The organism is Actinophytocola sp., from assembly GCF_009379765.1.
Classification (GTDB): domain Bacteria; phylum Actinomycetota; class Actinomycetes; order Mycobacteriales; family Pseudonocardiaceae; genus Actinophytocola.
In genome coordinates this window covers 44164-59738 of the sequence record NZ_WHTD01000034.1, presented here as the reverse complement: position 1 = coordinate 59738, position 15575 = coordinate 44164, and the positions used below count along the sequence as shown (strand labels likewise).

Below are 15575 nucleotides of genomic sequence, written 5' to 3'. Positions count from 1 at the left end.
TGCTTATCTCGGCGGATCCAGGTTTCTGCTGGCAAGGCGCCGGTTCGTCCTCGTACCGGGTTGTACTCGGGCGGACCGGCAACGCCGCCAGCAGGAAGCTGGGCCGGCGAGACAAGTGATGAACTTCCGGCGCGGGACACTGGCGCGTCAGTTCTCGCTCACCGCGGCGAGGGCGTCGACCATGCCGTGGCCGTAGAAGCCGTTGTAGGGCGCGTACCCGTCGCAGTACGCGTCTTGCGCGCCGGTGCCGTCCAGGTCGTAGTCCGACGGGCACGGGATGGACTCCGCCTGCTCGGTGAGCATCCGGGAAAGCTCCGGCGGGCTCGCGTCCGGGTGCTCGGACGCCAGCAGCGCGGCCACGCCGGTGACGTGCGGCGTCGCCATCGACGTGCCGCAGTAGCGGTCGTACCCGCCGGGCACCGTCGACAGCACGCACTCGGAGTTCTGCTCCTCCCCGGTGGAGGGCGTCGGTGCCTGCTCCGCGTCGTCGTAGCGGGCCGCCGTCTTCTTCGGCTCGCCGCCCGGCGCGGCCACGTCGATCACGCCGAGACCGTAGGAGCTGTAGCTCGCCTTGACCTCGTCCTCGCCGACCGCGGACACCGCGATGACGCCACGCAGGCCCGCCGGCAGCACCTTGCAGCTGCTGTCCAGCGTGCGGCGCTCCATCCCGGACTCGCTGGGACCGTCGGCCGTCTGTCCACCCGGGTCGGACAGGTCGGCGCCCTCGTTCGTCGCCGCGGCGACGGTGAGCACGCCCTGGCGGGTGGCGTAGTCGACCGCGCGCCGCACCGCCTCGAACACCACGTGCTCGCTGTCCCGGGTGCAGGTCATGAGCCACGGGTCGACGAAGTAGCTGTTGTTGGTGACCGCCATCTTGTTGGCGGTGGCCCACATCAGCCCGCACACCGCGTACTCGGGGAAGATGAAGCCGTCGTCGTCGACCACCTTCACCGACGCGATCCGCACGCCCGGCGCCACGCCGGTGGTCCCGCGCCCGTCGTCGGCAGCCGCGATCGTGCCCGCGACATGCGTTCCGTGCGGGGACGCGGTGGGCACCCACGCCTTCGGCGACGTGTCGGCCACTCCGGACAGGCAGCCCGCCGACAGTGCCGGGTCCAAGGCGGCCTTCAGCTCGGGGTGGCTCGGGTCGACACCGGAGTCGAGTACGCCGACCACGACCTTCTTGCTGCCCTCGCTGATCCGCCGCGCCCGGTCGGCCTTGATGAGCGTCATGTCCCACTGGTCGTCGGTGAGGTCCGCGGTGGACACCGCGGCCGGGTCCGCCGTCACCTGCGCCTGGGTGGAGGCGGTCTCGTCCGACTTGCGGGGACCCTGCTGGGCGCGCATCACCCGCTGCGCGCTGAACGCCCGGTCGGGGCCCAGCCGCTGGGCGAACCGGGAGTCGGGGGAGGTTGCCACCGCGACTGCGATCTGCGGGTAGTAGCCGGTGAGCGAGCCGCACGCGTCGGCGATCTCGCCGGCCGCCGCGGGCTTCCCGGTGCCCGGGTCGAACAGCACCAGGTAACGCAGGCCGGGCAGCGTGTCCGAGCACGCCGGCGGTTGGTCAGGTGGTTGTGCGCTCGCCACCACGCCGGCCGTCACCAGGTTCGTCGCGAGCACCACGGCGATGACCGCTGCCGCCGGTACACGGCGCAGCAGAGGCACGGGTGACCTCCATTTGTTGGGGCGGCCGGTCCGGGACACCGGCTGTCCAATGCCCGGACGGTAGCCACTCGGGCCGTGCCCGGACAAGCTCATCGGTCGAATTGGACCTGGGGGTACCGTGCCAGCAGGCTCAACCGAACACCACCGGACTAGCCACAACCCACCAGAAGGAGTAACGCTGAGCAGGCAGGACCGGCCCAATCCCTCGGCTCCCGCGGTGCAGAAGCTGCGGCTGCGCTACGCCAAGCGCGGGCGACTGCGGTTCACCTCACACCGCGACATCGCACGCGCGTTCGAGCGGGCGCTGCGCCGGGCGCACGTCCCCATGGCGCTCTCGCAGGGCTTCAACCCGCATCCGAAGATCTCCTGGATCGGCGCCGCACCCACCGGCGTGGCGAGCGAGGCCGAGTACGTCGAGATCCAGCTGGTCGAGGTGCTCGAGCCGGCGAAGCTGGTGGCGATGCTGGACGAGGCCATGCCACCCGGGCTGGACGTGCTCGACGTGGCGGTCGCCGCGGGCGGGGCGTCGCTCGCCGACCGGGTGGAGGCGAGCCGCTGGCTGATCGAGCTGCCGGGGGTGGCGTCGGCCGACCTGCGGGACGCCGTCGAGCGGGTGCTGGCCGAGCCGGTTGTCGAGGTGGAACGCCTCACCAAGCACGGGATGCGCACGATCGACGCCCGTGCCGCGATCGTGTCGGCGACGGCCCGGGAGATCCTGCATGACGAGACGCACGTGCCGGACTCGACACCTGCCGGCACGCCGTGTGGGATACTCGAGGTGGTCGTGCGACAAACCACACCTGCCGTTCGACCGGACGACGTGCTGAGTGCGCTTCGCGTCGTCGCCGCTCTGGAACCGCCGGTGCCCGCGAAGGCGACCCGGATGGCCCAGGGACGGCTCGACGACAGCGGAGGTCTGGCCGACCCGTTGGCCCCGGACCGGGAGATTCACCCGGCGGGCTGACATTCGGCTGACGCTTGGGTAGCCGCATGGCGCGACGTTGTGACTGACCTGCCGTGACCGGCCGGCGCGCTAGTGCTCGGCGGCCCCATGGCGAGAGGCGAGGATTCCCGCCGCCCCGCGGCGGAAAGACAACTGCGCTTCACCGGAGGAGCACGGTGAGGCCGAACAACGAGGCCCCTGTGGTGGCCGCGTCCGACAGCGTCGGTGCGAAGGCATCGACCGTTTGAGGTCGCGCCCGGGGGCGAAGGAGCTACATGTCGGATATGTCCACACCTGCCGGAAACACCGGCGGGGATACCACCGCAGCCATCTCCGGGGCGCTCGGCGAGCTGCCCGCGCGGATTCGCATCCACGCGCTGGCCAAACTGCTCGGCCGCAGCAGCCGTGAGGTCCTGGCCGCGGTCACCGAGGCCGGGGTCACCGGCCGCAGCGTGCAGTCCAGCATCGACCGCGAGGTCGCCCTGCGGGTCGCGGAGTCGTTCGGGGTCACCCCGGCACCGCCCGACCAGGAGGAGCAGGTCGAGGCGCCGGTGCAGGAGCCGCAGGCGCCGGCCCGCCAGGTGCCGCCGACCCCGGTGTTCGCCTCGGCCGCACCGCTGTTCAAGCCGCCGGAGCCGGTCGCCGCGCCGCAGCGCCGGCCCGAGCCGCGGCCGGAACCACAGGACGAGGAGGACGAACCAGATACGTCGGTCGACGACGGGCCGGACGACGAGGACTCCGACGACTCGCGGCCGCGCCGCCGTCGGGGCCGTCGCGGCCGGGGCCGGGGCAAGGGCGGCCAGGGCGACGATATCGACGCCGACGACGAGCGCTCCGCCGACGACGACCAGGCCAAGCCTGCCAATGCGGACAAGAACGACAAGCCGGCCGAGCCGACCGAGAAGGCGGACAAGCCCGACCGGCGCCGGGGCAGGCCGAAGGCCGAGGAGGCCGACGCCGAGGACGAGGCCGACGACGACTCCGACCCCGCGAGCAGGCGCCGCCGGCGGCGGCGCAGGCGCAAGGGCGGCACGGACGACGAGGCGGGCGCCCCCACCGGGGACGATCCGCCGAACACGGTCGTGCACGTCCGCGAGGCGCGTGACGACAAGGACAGGGGCGAGTCCGACGGCCGCGACGAGGTGCGCAGCGTGCGCGGCTCCACCCGGCTCGAGGCCAAGCGCCAGCGGCGCCGGGACGGCCGGGAGGCGGGCCGGCGGCGGGCACCGATCCTGTCCGAGGCCGAGTTCCTGGCCCGGCGCGAGGCGGTCGACCGCGCGATGGTCGTCCGCGAGCGCGGCGACCGGGTGCAGATCGGCGTGCTCGAGGACGGTGTGCTGGTCGAGCACTTCGTCACCTCGTCGGGCACCGGCTCGCTCGTCGGCAACGTCTACCTCGGCCGGGTCCAGAACGTGCTGCCGTCGATGGAGGCGGCGTTCGTCGACATCGGCCGTGGCCGCAACGCCGTGCTCTACGCGGGCGAGGTCGACTGGGACGCGGCCGGCCTGGAGGGCAAGGCCCGCAAGATCGAGCAGGCGCTGTCCACCGGCGACAGCGTGCTGGTGCAGGTCACCAAGGACCCCGTCGGGCACAAGGGCGCGCGGCTGACCACGCAGATCTCCCTGCCCGGCCGGTTCCTCGTCTACGTGCCGGGCGGCGGCGCCACCGGCATCTCGCGCAAGCTGCCGGAGAACGAGCGGCGCCGGCTCAAGGACGTGCTCAAGCGGGTCGTCCCGGAGGACGCCGGCGTGATCATCCGCACCGCCTCCGAGGGCATCAGCGAGGAGGAGCTCGGTCGCGACGTGCGCCGGCTCCAGGCGCAGTGGCAGGTCATCCAGGACAAGACCAAGGGCGCCGGCGGCGCCAAGAAGGTCGGCGCGCCCGCACTGGTCTACGAGGAGCCCGACCTGCTGGTCAAGGTCGTCCGCGACCTGTTCACCGAGGACTTCTCGGCCCTGGTCATCGAGGGTGCGGGTGCCTGGGAGACGGTCGACGCCTACGTCCGGCACGTGGCGCCGGAGCTGGCCGACCGGGTCCGCAAGCACGTCGGCACCAACGACGTGTTCGCCGAGTACCGCATCGAGGAGCAGCTGCTGAAGGCGCTCGACCGCAAGGTATGGCTGCCCTCGGGCGGCTACCTGGTGATCGACCGCACCGAGGCGATGACCGTCATCGACGTCAACACCGGCAAGTTCACCGGGTCGGGCGGCAACCTCGAGGAGACGGTCACCCGCAACAACCTGGAGTCGGCCGAGGAGATCGTGCGCCAGCTGCGGCTGCGCGACATCGGCGGCATCATCGTGATCGACTTCATCGACATGGTTCTGGAGTCCAACCGCGACCTGGTCCTGCGCCGGCTCACCGAGTGTCTCGGCCGGGACCGCACCCGCCACCAGGTGGCCGAGGTCACGTCGCTCGGCCTGGTGCAGATGACCCGCAAGCGGGTCGGCACGGGCCTGCTGGAGGCCTTCGGCACCACGTGTGAGCACTGCAAGGGCCGGGGCGTGATCGTGTCGACCGAGCCGGTGGGCAAGGCGAACGGCGGTGCCAACGGCCAGTCCGGCGCCCAGCACGGCGGCGGTGGTGGGCGGCGCGCGCGCGGCCGGGACGACTCCGCGAAGGACGTCCCCGCGAAGGTCTCCTCGTCGAAGGACGCCTCGTCGAAGGACGCCGCCAAGGAAGCAGCGAAGGAGTCGGCGGCCAAGGAGGCAGCCGCGAAGGAGGCCGCCAAGGCCGTGCGGGACATCGCCAAGGCCACGACCAAGGTCAACGGCGACCCGTACCCCGACTCCGACTCCGACATCGACGTCGACACCGTGACGGCCGATGCCGGTTCGGCGTCCGCCGAACCTTTCGAGGAGGCGCGCTCGGCGCCCGAGCCGCGGACCCGTCGCCGCTCCCGCCGCAATGCGGGTGGCCCGGCTGGCGCGGCCGTCGAGGAGACCGAGCCCGCACCCGCCGCGGGCTCGGACGGCGCGGCCCAGTCCGGCGACCACGGCGGTGACTCGGACAGCGAGCGCAACGGTGGTTCCGAGCACGCCAACGGCAGGGCCCACGAGGCCGAGCCCGCCACGCGGGACACCGACCGGGCCACCGATGCCTCTTTCGTCGACGAGCAGCGCTCCGACCAGGTGGAACAGTCCGTCGAGGTGGATCGTTCGCAGCAGCCGGAGGCGCCGGTCGCGGCCGTCACCTCGCCGCCGCGGCGGCCGGTGCGCAGGGGCGCTTCCCGGCCGGCGGGCCCGCCGGTGTCGGCCACGCACGATGGCTGACCCCGGCTTGACCCGCGATTTGGCGGCCACGTAACCTGTAGGTCGGCCCGCCGGTTGGTGGGCCGACTGGTGCGCGAACCGGACCGACCTGTTGAAGTTGGCCAGGGGAACGGCGCCGCGGAGCCCTCAGTTTCGAGATCATCGAGTAGCAGGAGAGTCCCGTCCCGATGTACGCGATCGTCAAGACCGGCGGCAAGCAGTACAAGGTCGCCGTCGGCGACATCGTCGAGGTCGAGAAGCTCGACGGTGAGCCGGGAGCCGAGCTCTCGTTCCCCGCGCTGCTCGTCGTCGACGGCGACGACGTCACCACCGACGTGGCCGCGCTGGCCGAGGTGTCGGTCACCGGCAAGGTCGTCGAGCAGACCAAGGGCCCGAAGATCCGCATCCACAAGTTCAAGAACAAGACCGGCTACCACAAGCGGCAGGGTCACCGGCAGAAGCTGACCCGCGTCGAGGTCACCGGCATCAAGACCAAGTAGGAGCTGAACAGCAATGGCACACAAGAAGGGTGCGTCCAGCTCCCGCAACGGGCGCGACTCGAATGCCCAGCGCCTCGGCGTGAAGCGGTACGGCGGCCAGTCAGTGAACGCCGGCGAGATCCTGGTCCGCCAGCGGGGCACCAAGTTCCACCCCGGCGTCAACGTCGGTCGTGGCGGCGACGACACGCTGTTCGCGCTGGCCGCGGGTGCGGTCCAGTTCGGCGAGAAGCGCGGTCGCAAGACCGTGAACATCGTCCCGGTCGAGGGCTGACGGCGCTGCGCGACGGGTGGAAGGTCTGCTCGCAGATGGCGCTCGCCCGGGTCGCTTCGCTGTGATGTTGGGGGGCCGAACCCCCAGACCCCCTACGGTGCGTGTTCCTGTCGACCCAGCGTGGTTTGTTGCGTGGCAACCAACCAACTCGCTGGTCCGTAGCATGGCTTGCTGTGCAACAACCAACTTCTGTTGGTCCGTAGGGTGGTTTTGTGTCTCGTTTTGTTGATCGCGTCGTGATCCACGTGTCCGCGGGCAGCGGCGGTAACGGGTGCGCCTCGGTACACCGCGAGAAGTTCAAGCCACTCGGCGGCCCCGACGGCGGCAACGGCGGGGACGGCGGGGACATCGTGCTCGTCGTCGACTCCGGTGTGCACACCCTGCTCGACTTCCACTTCCGGCCGCACGCGCACGCCACCAACGGCAAGCAGGGCCAGGGCAGCAACCGCGACGGTGCCGCCGGTGCGCCGCTGGAGCTGCGGGTGCCCGACGGCACGGTCGTGCTCGACGAGGACGGCGAGGTGCTCAGGGACCTCATCGGCAACGGCACCCGGTTCGCCGCCGCCCGCGGCGGTCGCGGTGGGCTCGGCAACGCCGCGCTCTCGTCCAAGGCGCGCAAGGCACCCGGGTTCGCGCTGCTCGGCGAGCCCGGCGAGGCCCGGGATCTGGTGCTCGAGCTGCGCTCGGTGGCCGACGTGGGGCTGGTCGGGTTCCCCTCGGCCGGCAAGTCGTCGCTGATCTCCGTGCTGTCCTCGGCCCGGCCGAAGATCGCCGAGTACCCGTTCACCACGCTGGTGCCGAACCTCGGCGTGGTCACCGCGGGGGAGTCGACCTACACGGTCGCCGACGTGCCGGGTCTCATCCCGGGTGCGTCGCAGGGCAAGGGCCTGGGCCTGGACTTCCTGCGCCACATCGAACGCTGCGCGGTGCTGGTGCACGTGGTCGACTGCGCCACCTACGAGCCCGGCCGCGACCCGGTGTCCGATGTGGACGCCCTGGAGGCCGAGCTCACCCGGTACACGCCAGGTCTGGGCGGCAGCCTGGCCGACCGGCCGCGGGTCGTGGTGCTGAACAAGATCGACGTGCCGGACGCCCGCGACCTGGCGGAGCTCGTGGGCCCGGACCTGGAGGCCCGCGGGTTGCCCGTGGTCGCCGTGTCGACGGCCAGCCACGAGGGGCTGCGCGAGCTGTCGTTCGCGCTGGCCAAGATCGTCGAGGAGGACCGCGCGACCCGGCCGAGGCTGGGCGCGTCGCGGATCGTGCTCCGCCCGCAGGCGGTGGACGAGGCGGGCTTCACGGTGCTCGAGGACCCCGAGGAGCCGGGCGGTTTCATCATCCGGGGCGAGCGGCCCGAGCGCTGGGTCCGGCAGACCGCGTTCGACAACGACGAGGCGGTCGGCTACCTGGGCGACCGCCTGGCCAGGCTCGGCGTGGAGCAGGCCCTGGCCGATGCGGGCGCGAAGCCCGGCTGCCCGGTGACGATCGGCGGCGTGACGTTCGACTGGGAGCCGTCCACGCCCGCGGGGGTCGACGTGTTGCTGTACGAGCGTGGCCACGACCCTCGGCTGGACCACAACGACCGCGTCGGCGCCGCCGAGCGGAAGGCGGCCAAACGCACCCGCCGCGGCCTGGTCGACGCGCCGCCGTCGTCCTCGCCCGAGGCAGGTGACGTCACGGTCGACGAGGAGCCCTCGTGACCGACCAGGCGGCCGTGCTGTCCGACAGCCGAGCCCGGATAGCGGCGGCCCGGCGAGTGGTCGTGAAGGTCGGCTCGTCGTCGCTGACCACCGCCGAGGGCGGCCTGGACCCGGCCCGGCTCGACGCCCTCGTCGACGCCCTCGCCGCCCGCAGAACCGCCGGCAGCCAGGTGGTCCTGGTCTCCTCGGGCGCCATCGCGTCCGGTCTGGCGCCGCTGGGGCTGGGCCGCCGCCCCCGTGACCTCGCGACCCAGCAGGCGTCGGCGAGCGTGGGCCAGTTGGTCCTGGGCCACGCGTACGTGTCGTCGTTCGCCCGCCACGACCTGAACGTCGGCCAGGTCCTCCTCACCTCGGACGACGTCGTTCGCCGGGCCCACTACCGCAACGCCCAGCGGACGCTGTCCAGGTTGTTGGCCCTGGGCGTGGTGCCGGTGGTGAACGAGAACGACACGGTGGCCACGGAGGAGATCCGCTTCGGCGACAACGACCGCCTGGCCGCCCTGGTCGCGTACCTCGTCGGTGCCGACGCCCTGGTCCTCCTGTCCGATGTGGACGGTCTGTACGACGGCGACCCGAGACGGGGCAACGCAAGACGAATCGACGAGGTGGCCGACGAGTCCGACGTGGCACACATCCAGGCCGACGAGCCGACGGGCGACCTGGGCACCGGCGGCATGGCGTCGAAGCTGGCCTCGGCCCGCCTGGCCTCGACGGCGGGCGTGCCGGTACTCATCGCCGCGGCGGCCGACGCTGCCCAGGCTCTCGGCCCCGCGGATGTCGGTACAGCGTTCGCGGCGAGCCCCCGCCGCCTGACCCCACGCCGTTTCTGGCTGGCATATGCCGCCGATCCGAAGGGCAGACTGCACCTGGACGACGGCGCGGTGGCTGCGGTGGTGGGCCGCCGCCGATCCCTCCTCGCCGCCGGAATCACCGAGACGACAGGCGACTTCGAAGCGGGCGACGTGGTCGAGCTGGCCGACGCGAGCGGCCGCACGGTGGCGAGGGGAGTGGTCGCCTTCGACGCCGCGGAGCTACCAACCCTCATCGGCCGCAAGACCAGGGACCTCCCCCCGGAACACCGCAGAGAGGTGGTCCACGCGGACGACCTGGTCCCCCTCCGCCAGTGATCTCTAGTCGCCGGCCGCGGGTACGCCGGTCAGCACGCGCACGGTGTTCACCAAGGCGCTGACCGGCATCCGCGGGTCGATGGATCGGAACAGGCCCAGGCCGACACCGAGGCAGAGCAGCGCGACCGCCGCCTCGCCGGACGCCATCGGCGGCAGCGCGTCGTCGCCGTCCGCGACGCCTGCCACCGCCGACTCCATGCCCCGGCTCACCGCGGCGATCCGATCGGCCATCGCCAGCCGAAGCTCCTCGTCGCGCCGGGCTTGGACCGCGAACTCGAACTCCAACGCCGTCCACTCACGATCGCCGATCACCCGCTCCGCCCACTTCTCGAACCGGCGCAGCCGCTCCTCGGTGGTCGGCGCCCGCAGCAGGTCGGTGATCTCACCCGTGCGCCCGGCGCGGATCTCGTCCAGCACGGCGAGGCACAGCTCGTTCTTGCTGCGGAAGTTGGAGTACACCGCGCCCTTGGAGAAACCCGCGGCCTCGGCGACCTTGTCCAGCGACGTGGCCTGGTAGCCGTCGTGCAGGAACAGCTCGCGGGCGGTCCGCAGCAGCCGCGTCCGGGTGCGGGCCTGGCTCTCCGCGCGGCTGAGTCGCGTCATGGCGGCCAGCGTAGCCCTTGGCATCCCTACAGAATTTAAATACCAAGAGTATGTCGAATGAGAGGTCTGACGTGACACCCGACTACGACGCGATCATCGTGGGCGCCGGCTTCGGCGGCATGGGGGCCGCGATCCAGCTCAACCGGCTCGGCGTCGACAACCTCGCGATCCTCGAGCGTGCGGACGACCTCGGCGGGACCTGGCACGTCAACCGGTACCCGGGCCTGGCGGTGGACATCGCGTCGGTCACCTACTCCTACTCGTTCGAGCCGAACCCGTACTGGTCGCGGATGTTCGCGCCGGGCGCGGAGCTCAAGCGCTACGCCGAGCACGTCGCGGACAAGTACGACCTGCGCCGCTACATGCGCTTCGGCACGGTCGTCGACGGCGCGCGATGGGACGATGCCGAGCGGGTCTGGACCGTCCGCGTTCGCGGCAGCGCGCCGGTCACCGCCCGGTACCTGGTGACCGCCACGGGGTTCCTGTCGCAGCCGCGGATGCCGAACATCCCGGGCATCGACGGCTTCGCCGGCAAGGTCATCCACTCCACGGCCTGGGACGACGGCTACGACCTCACCGCCCGCCGCGCCGCGGTCATCGGCACCGGCGCGACGGCCGTGCAGCTGGTGCCCGAGGTGGCCAGGAAAGTCGCGGAGCTGACCGTGTACCAACGCACGCCGATCTGGGTGACGCCCAAGCTCGACGGACCGATCCCACGCCCGGTGCAGCGACTCGTCGCGCGGATGCCGCTCGCCCAGCGCGCCGCGCGCCTGGTCAACTCGGCCGCACTCGAAGCGATCATGGTCACCGGTGTGCTGCACTACCGGCAGGCGCGACTGACCAACCGTGCGGTTGGAGACGAGGCCGATCGAGCGTGTCGAGCCGAACGGCATCGTCACCGTCGACGGCCGCCGAACCGAGATCGACACCCTGCTGCTCGCCACGGGGTTCCCGCACTTCCCGAACCTGATCAGCCTCAACAGTCCGTGCTCCTACAGCGGACTGTCGTACTTCACCACGATCGAGGCGCAGATGCGGCACATGGCGTGGCTGTTCGGCGAGCTCCGCCACCGCGGCGCGACGACGTTCGAGGTGACGTCGGCCGCCAACGACGAGTTCCTCGCCGAGATGACCGACCGGCTGGGCGACTTGGGTGTTCGAGCTGGGTAGCTGCGCGACCTCGCACAGCTACTACTTCAACCCGCACGGCGAGGCCGCCCTGCTACACCCCACGTCGACGATCAACGCCCGGCGCGCCGCCGGCCGCTTCCCGGTGAGCGACTACGCCTACGCCTGACCGTGGGCGAGGTGGCGAACCAGTTTCGCCAGCTGGTCGGCGTAGCGCCGGGTGAACTCCTCCGACTCGACATCCTCGTCGCAGATCGCCGTCGCGATCCGCGGCAGCGTGACCGTCGCACTGGCCGCGGCGAACAGGGCCAGCAGCAAGCACGCCGGGTCCAGGTCGGCGGGTAGTTCGCCGACCTGCTGACGCCGCCGCAGATCCGCGTTCGGCTTCGTCACCGACCAGCTCACGGAGCTGCTGGTGGTCGAGGACGAGCTCACGTCGGGCACCGAGCGCGACCCGACCGGAGCGCACCACTCGGTCAGCCGGATCACCCTGCACCAGGTGCTGTCCGCCGGCCTGGAGGGTGCGCTGCACCACGGCAAGGAGTTCGAGCGCTACGCGCGCGCCGCCGACGGCACGGTCACCCTCCACTTCGTCGACGGCACCACCGCGACGGCCGACGTGCTGGTGGCCGCGGACGGCGCCAACTCGCGGGTGTGCCGCCAGTACCTGCCGGACGCCACGCGGGTGGACACCGGCATCCGCGCGATCGCCGGCAAGTACCCGCTGACCGAGGAGACCAAGCGCCGCTTGCCGACCCGCTTGCAGGACGGGCCGCACAGCGTGCTCCCGCCGTCCGGGTGTGGCATGTTCATCGCCCCGCACGAGCTCGGCGCGAACTACGCGCCGACCGAGCGCGGCATCGGCGGCAACGACGAGACCGCGGCGCGGGATGCCGTGCTGTTCGACAACACCGGCAGCTACGTCATGTGGGCCTACACCGCCTCCAGCGCCAAGTACCCGCACGGCGACGCCGAACTGTCCGACATGGGCGGTGAACGCCTGCGCGATATGGTCGGCACCCTCATCGCGGACTGGCACCCGTCGCTGCGACGACTGGTCGCCGAGTCACCCGCGCAGAGCGTGTCGCTGCTGCCGATCCGCACCTCGGTGGCGGTGCGGCAGTGGGAGACGTCGAACATCACCCTGCTGGGCGACGCGATCCACAGCATGACGCCGTTCCGCGGCATCGGCGCCAACACCGCCCTGCGCGACGCCCAACTGCTCGCCCGCAGCCTGATCGCCGCGTCCCGAGGCGAGGTCGACCTCCTAGACGGCATCCACGACTACGAGACCCGGATGATCGACTACGGCTTCGCCGCCGTGCGCCGGTCGCTCCGTACCGCCGAGCAGACGATCTCCACCAACCGAGTCGGCCGCTCGATGTTCAAGGCAGCGCTGCGTGTGTTCTCGGTGATCCCTCCTCTCAAGCGCAAGGTGTTCAGCGACCTGAGCAGCAAGTGACGGCCACCGTCGGCCACCGTCAGCCGCCGTCGCCCTGATGATCGCCCTGATGATCGTCCCTGTGGTGCTTGGTCCGGTGCGGCGGACCAAGCACCACCGCGGGCGGTCAGGTGGTGGTGGCCAAGGCGAACGGGAGGACCGCGGCGGCGCCCGCGTCGCGTAAGAGCTTGGTGGCCACGGTCGCCGTCCAGCCGGTGTCCACCCGGTCGTCCACGAGCAGCACCGGTCCGTCCACAGTGGACAAACTCGCCGCCAGGGCCGGACCGATCTCGATGGACCGCCACACCTGGGCCAGCCGGCGCGCGCTGTTGGCCTGGCGCTCACCCGAGTCGCGGACACCGATCTCGCCGAGGAACGGGAGCCTGCCGATGGCAGAGATCCGTTCGCCCAGGCTCGCCACCAGCTTCGGCCGGCTGACCGAGCCCATGGTGACCACGCCGACGGGACGTGCCGCCCAGCCCCACGACGCCAGCACCGCGACACAGCCGTCGACCATGTCGTCGGGTACCGGACCGTCGACCGGCGCGCCGGGCGCGAACAGCTCGCGCAACCGGTTGCCCCAGCCGATGTCGGTGAGCCGACCCAGCGCCCGGCCCGACTCGGCCAACTCACCAGCGCCGAGCTTTCCGGACAGCGGAACGTCGAGCGCGGCCATACCGCTTGGCCACATACGACGAGGATCGACCTCGACCCCTGGTCTGCGTAAGCGTTCCCGGGCCTTCGCGACCGCGGGGTCCGAGACCTCCGTACTCCACCGGGGTCCGGCGCAGTTGTCACACCGCCCGCACGGCACCGCGTGCGGGTCGTCGAGCTGGCGGAGCAGGTACTCCATCCGGCACTCGTCCGTGCGCTGGTACTCGAGCATCGCCCGCTGCTCGGACCTCCGGGCACCGGCAATGCCGAGATATCGCTCCTCGTCGTACACCCAACCCTGGCCGGTCGCGACCCAACCGCCCTTGACCCGGTGCACCGCGCCGTCCACGTCCAGCACCTTGAGCACCATCTCGAGCCGGCTGCGGGACAGGTCGCACCGCGGTTCGATGGCCGCGGTGGACAGCGGCCGGTCGGCCTCCGCCAGCACGTCGAGCACCTGCCGCACGACCCGCTCCGCCGGGAACGCCAGCGACGCGAAGTAGGCCCAGATGTCCTGGTCCTCCGTGCCCGGCAGGAGCAGGACCTCGGCGCGCTCCACGCCGCGGCCCGCGCGGCCGATCTGCTGGTAGTAGGCGATCGGCGACGGCGGCGCGCCGAGATGGATGACGAAACCCAGGTCGGGCTTGTCGAAACCCATGCCGAGCGCCGACGTGGCCGCCACCGCCTTGATCCGGTTGGCCAACAGGTCCTGCTCGATGCGTTCGCGGGCGGTGGGATCGGTCTTCCCGGAGTAGGCCGACACCGAGTACCCGTGGTCGCGCAGGAACGAGGACACCTCAGAGGCCGCGGCGACCGTGAGCGTGTAGATGATCCCCGACCCGGGCAGCTTGCCCAGGTTCTCGGCCAGCCACGCGAACCGGGCCTGCGCGGTGGGCAGCCGCAGCACACCCAGGTGAAGGCTCTCTCGGTCGAGCTCGCCGCGCAGCACCAACGTGTCCCGCGCCCCGAGGTCGAGCTGGTCGGCGACATCACGCACGACCCGGTCGTTGGCCGTGGCCGTGGTGGCGAGCACCGGCACACCCGAGGGGAGCTCGCCCAGCAGCGTGCGGAGCCTGCGGTAGTCCGGCCGGAAGTCGTGGCCCCAGTCGGAGATGCAGTGCGCCTCGTCGACCACCAGCATGCCGGCCGACGCGGTGAGCTCGGGCAGCACGGTGTCGCGGAACTCGGGGTTGTTGAGCCGTTCCGGGCTCACCAGCAGCACGTCGGTGCGGCCGGCGAGGACGTCCTCCTGGGCCTCGTGCCACTGGTCGATGTTGGCCGAGTTGATGGTGGCCGCGTGCACGCCGGCCCGGCCCGCCGCCTCGATCTGGTTGCGCATCAGCGCGAGCAGTGGCGAGACGATGACCGTCGGACCCTGGCCGAGCTCTCGTAAGAGCGCGGTGGCGATGAAGTAGACGGCTGACTTGCCCCACCCGGTGCGCTGCACGACGAGTGCCCGCCTGCGGTCGACGACCAGGGCCTTGATGGCGGTCCACTGGTCCTCGCGCAGAGCGGCACCGTCGCCGGCGAGGGCGCGGAGGCGTTGTTCGGCTGAGGTTCGAAGGGCTTGCTGGTCCACGTCTCCACCCTGACCTATGACGCCGACACGTGCCAGGACGAACCCGTGCGAATGGTCCTTTCGCACGGAAAAAGTCTGGCGCGTCAAGATCACGAACCCGGCTTCACGTACGCTGACCAGCTATGTCGGGTCGAAGAATCGGGATCATGGGTGGCACGTTCGATCCCGTGCACCACGGACACCTCGTGGCGGCGAGCGAGGTCCAGGCGAGGTTCGACCTGCACGAGGTGATCTTCGTGCCCACCGGGCAGCCGTGGCAGAAGAGCCGTCGCGTGGTCAGCGCGGCCGAGGACCGGTACCTGATGACGGTGGTCGCGACCGCGTCCAACCCGAGGTTCTCGGTGAGCCGGGCCGACATCGACCGCGTCGGCCCCACGTACACCATCGACACGCTGCGCGACCTGCGGACCGCCCACGCCGACGCGGACCTGTTCTTCATCACCGGGGCCGACGCGCTGGAGCAGATCCTGTCCTGGCGGCAGGCCGAGGAGCTGTTCGCGCTGGCCCACTTCGTCGGCGTGACCCGGCCCGGCTACCCCTTGGCCAGCGGGCACCTGCCGAGCGGCTCGGTGAGCCTGGTCGACGTGCCCGCGATGGCCATCTCCTCGACCGACTGCAGGGCACGGGTCGCCGCCGGGCAGCCGGTCTGGTACCTGGTGCCCGACGGCGTCGTGCAGTACATCAGCAAGAGGGATCTCTACCGGGAGTCCTGACCG

The 15575-nt window shown here is 71.4% G+C and carries 13 protein-coding genes; 9 read left to right on the top strand and 4 right to left on the bottom strand.

Annotation, left to right across the window (positions count from 1 at the left end):
- Positions 1-147: 147 nt before the first annotated feature.
- Positions 148-1665, bottom strand: a complete 1518-nt coding sequence (locus tag GEV28_RS13265; protein ID WP_291412141.1) for a S8 family serine peptidase — start codon at positions 1663-1665, stop codon at positions 148-150.
- Between the two features lie 217 nt (positions 1666-1882).
- Here GEV28_RS13265 and GEV28_RS13260 point away from each other — a divergent pair, with 217 nt between their 5' ends.
- The 6 genes from GEV28_RS13260 (at position 1883) to proB (ending at position 9454) form a co-directional block, all read left to right on the top strand.
- On the top strand, positions 1883-2629 hold the full coding sequence (locus tag GEV28_RS13260) for a TIGR03936 family radical SAM-associated protein (protein WP_291412139.1): 747 nt from the start codon (positions 1883-1885) through the stop codon (positions 2627-2629).
- Between the two features lie 254 nt (positions 2630-2883).
- Positions 2884-5880: a translation initiation factor IF-2 N-terminal domain-containing protein gene (locus GEV28_RS13255; protein ID WP_291412137.1), complete on the top strand. Its 2997-nt coding sequence runs from the start codon at positions 2884-2886 to the stop codon at positions 5878-5880.
- 167 nt (positions 5881-6047) lie between these two features.
- The gene (gene rplU / locus GEV28_RS13250; RefSeq protein WP_291412135.1) at positions 6048-6359 is read left to right on the top strand and encodes a 50S ribosomal protein L21; all 312 of its coding nucleotides are present in this window, start codon (positions 6048-6050) and stop codon (positions 6357-6359) included.
- Positions 6360-6372: 13 nt separating this feature from the next.
- The gene (gene rpmA, locus GEV28_RS13245) at positions 6373-6630 is read left to right on the top strand and encodes a 50S ribosomal protein L27 (RefSeq protein ID WP_291412133.1); all 258 of its coding nucleotides are present in this window, start codon (positions 6373-6375) and stop codon (positions 6628-6630) included.
- Positions 6631-6842: 212 nt separating this feature from the next.
- Positions 6843-8327 carry a GTPase ObgE gene (gene obgE / locus GEV28_RS13240; protein ID WP_291412131.1) on the top strand — a complete coding sequence of 495 codons (1485 nt, stop codon included), beginning with the start codon at positions 6843-6845 and terminating at the stop codon, positions 8325-8327.
- Positions 8328-8344: 17 nt separating this feature from the next.
- Positions 8345-9454: a glutamate 5-kinase gene (gene proB, locus GEV28_RS13235; protein ID WP_291412144.1), complete on the top strand. Its 1110-nt coding sequence runs from the start codon at positions 8345-8347 to the stop codon at positions 9452-9454.
- A gap of 3 nt (positions 9455-9457) precedes the next feature.
- On the opposite strand, the gene GEV28_RS13230 is transcribed toward proB, so the two are convergent.
- Entirely contained in the window at positions 9458-10057 is a 600-nt protein-coding gene (locus tag GEV28_RS13230; RefSeq protein WP_291412129.1) for a TetR/AcrR family transcriptional regulator, read from the bottom strand.
- 71 nt (positions 10058-10128) lie between these two features.
- Here GEV28_RS13230 and GEV28_RS13225 point away from each other — a divergent pair, with 71 nt between their 5' ends.
- Entirely contained in the window at positions 10129-11334 is a 1206-nt protein-coding gene (locus GEV28_RS13225; RefSeq protein WP_291412126.1) for an NAD(P)/FAD-dependent oxidoreductase, read from the top strand.
- A gap of 10 nt (positions 11335-11344) precedes the next feature.
- Here the strand turns inward: GEV28_RS13225 and GEV28_RS13220 are convergent, their stop codons facing one another.
- Positions 11345-11590 carry a hypothetical protein gene (locus GEV28_RS13220; RefSeq protein WP_291412125.1) on the bottom strand — a complete coding sequence of 82 codons (246 nt, stop codon included), beginning with the start codon at positions 11588-11590 and terminating at the stop codon, positions 11345-11347.
- A 10-nt stretch (positions 11591-11600) separates the two neighbouring features.
- Here GEV28_RS13220 and GEV28_RS13215 point away from each other — a divergent pair, with 10 nt between their 5' ends.
- Positions 11601-12647, top strand: a complete 1047-nt coding sequence (locus tag GEV28_RS13215; protein WP_291412123.1) for an FAD-dependent monooxygenase — start codon at positions 11601-11603, stop codon at positions 12645-12647.
- Between the two features lie 106 nt (positions 12648-12753).
- On the opposite strand, the gene GEV28_RS13210 is transcribed toward GEV28_RS13215, so the two are convergent.
- Positions 12754-14859 carry an ATP-dependent DNA helicase RecQ gene (locus tag GEV28_RS13210; RefSeq protein ID WP_291412121.1) on the bottom strand — a complete coding sequence of 702 codons (2106 nt, stop codon included), beginning with the start codon at positions 14857-14859 and terminating at the stop codon, positions 12754-12756.
- A gap of 122 nt (positions 14860-14981) precedes the next feature.
- Here GEV28_RS13210 and nadD point away from each other — a divergent pair, with 122 nt between their 5' ends.
- Positions 14982-15572 carry a nicotinate-nucleotide adenylyltransferase gene (nadD, locus tag GEV28_RS13205; RefSeq protein ID WP_291412119.1) on the top strand — a complete coding sequence of 197 codons (591 nt, stop codon included), beginning with the start codon at positions 14982-14984 and terminating at the stop codon, positions 15570-15572.
- Positions 15573-15575: the final 3 nt, after the last annotated feature.

Bases quoted from the DNA above. Each gene is read 5' to 3' on its own strand.
- rpmA (WP_291412133.1), top strand. From the start codon at position 6,373: ATGGCACACAAGAAGGGTGCGTCCAGCTCCCGCAACGGGCGCGACTCG.
- GEV28_RS13255 (WP_291412137.1), top strand. From the start codon at position 2,884: ATGTCGGATATGTCCACACCTGCCGGAAACACCGGCGGGGATACCACC.
- nadD (WP_291412119.1), top strand. From the start codon at position 14,982: ATGTCGGGTCGAAGAATCGGGATCATGGGTGGCACGTTCGATCCCGTG.
- GEV28_RS13230 (WP_291412129.1), bottom strand. From the start codon at position 10,057: ATGACGCGACTCAGCCGCGCGGAGAGCCAGGCCCGCACCCGGACGCGG.
- rplU (WP_291412135.1), top strand. From the start codon at position 6,048: ATGTACGCGATCGTCAAGACCGGCGGCAAGCAGTACAAGGTCGCCGTC.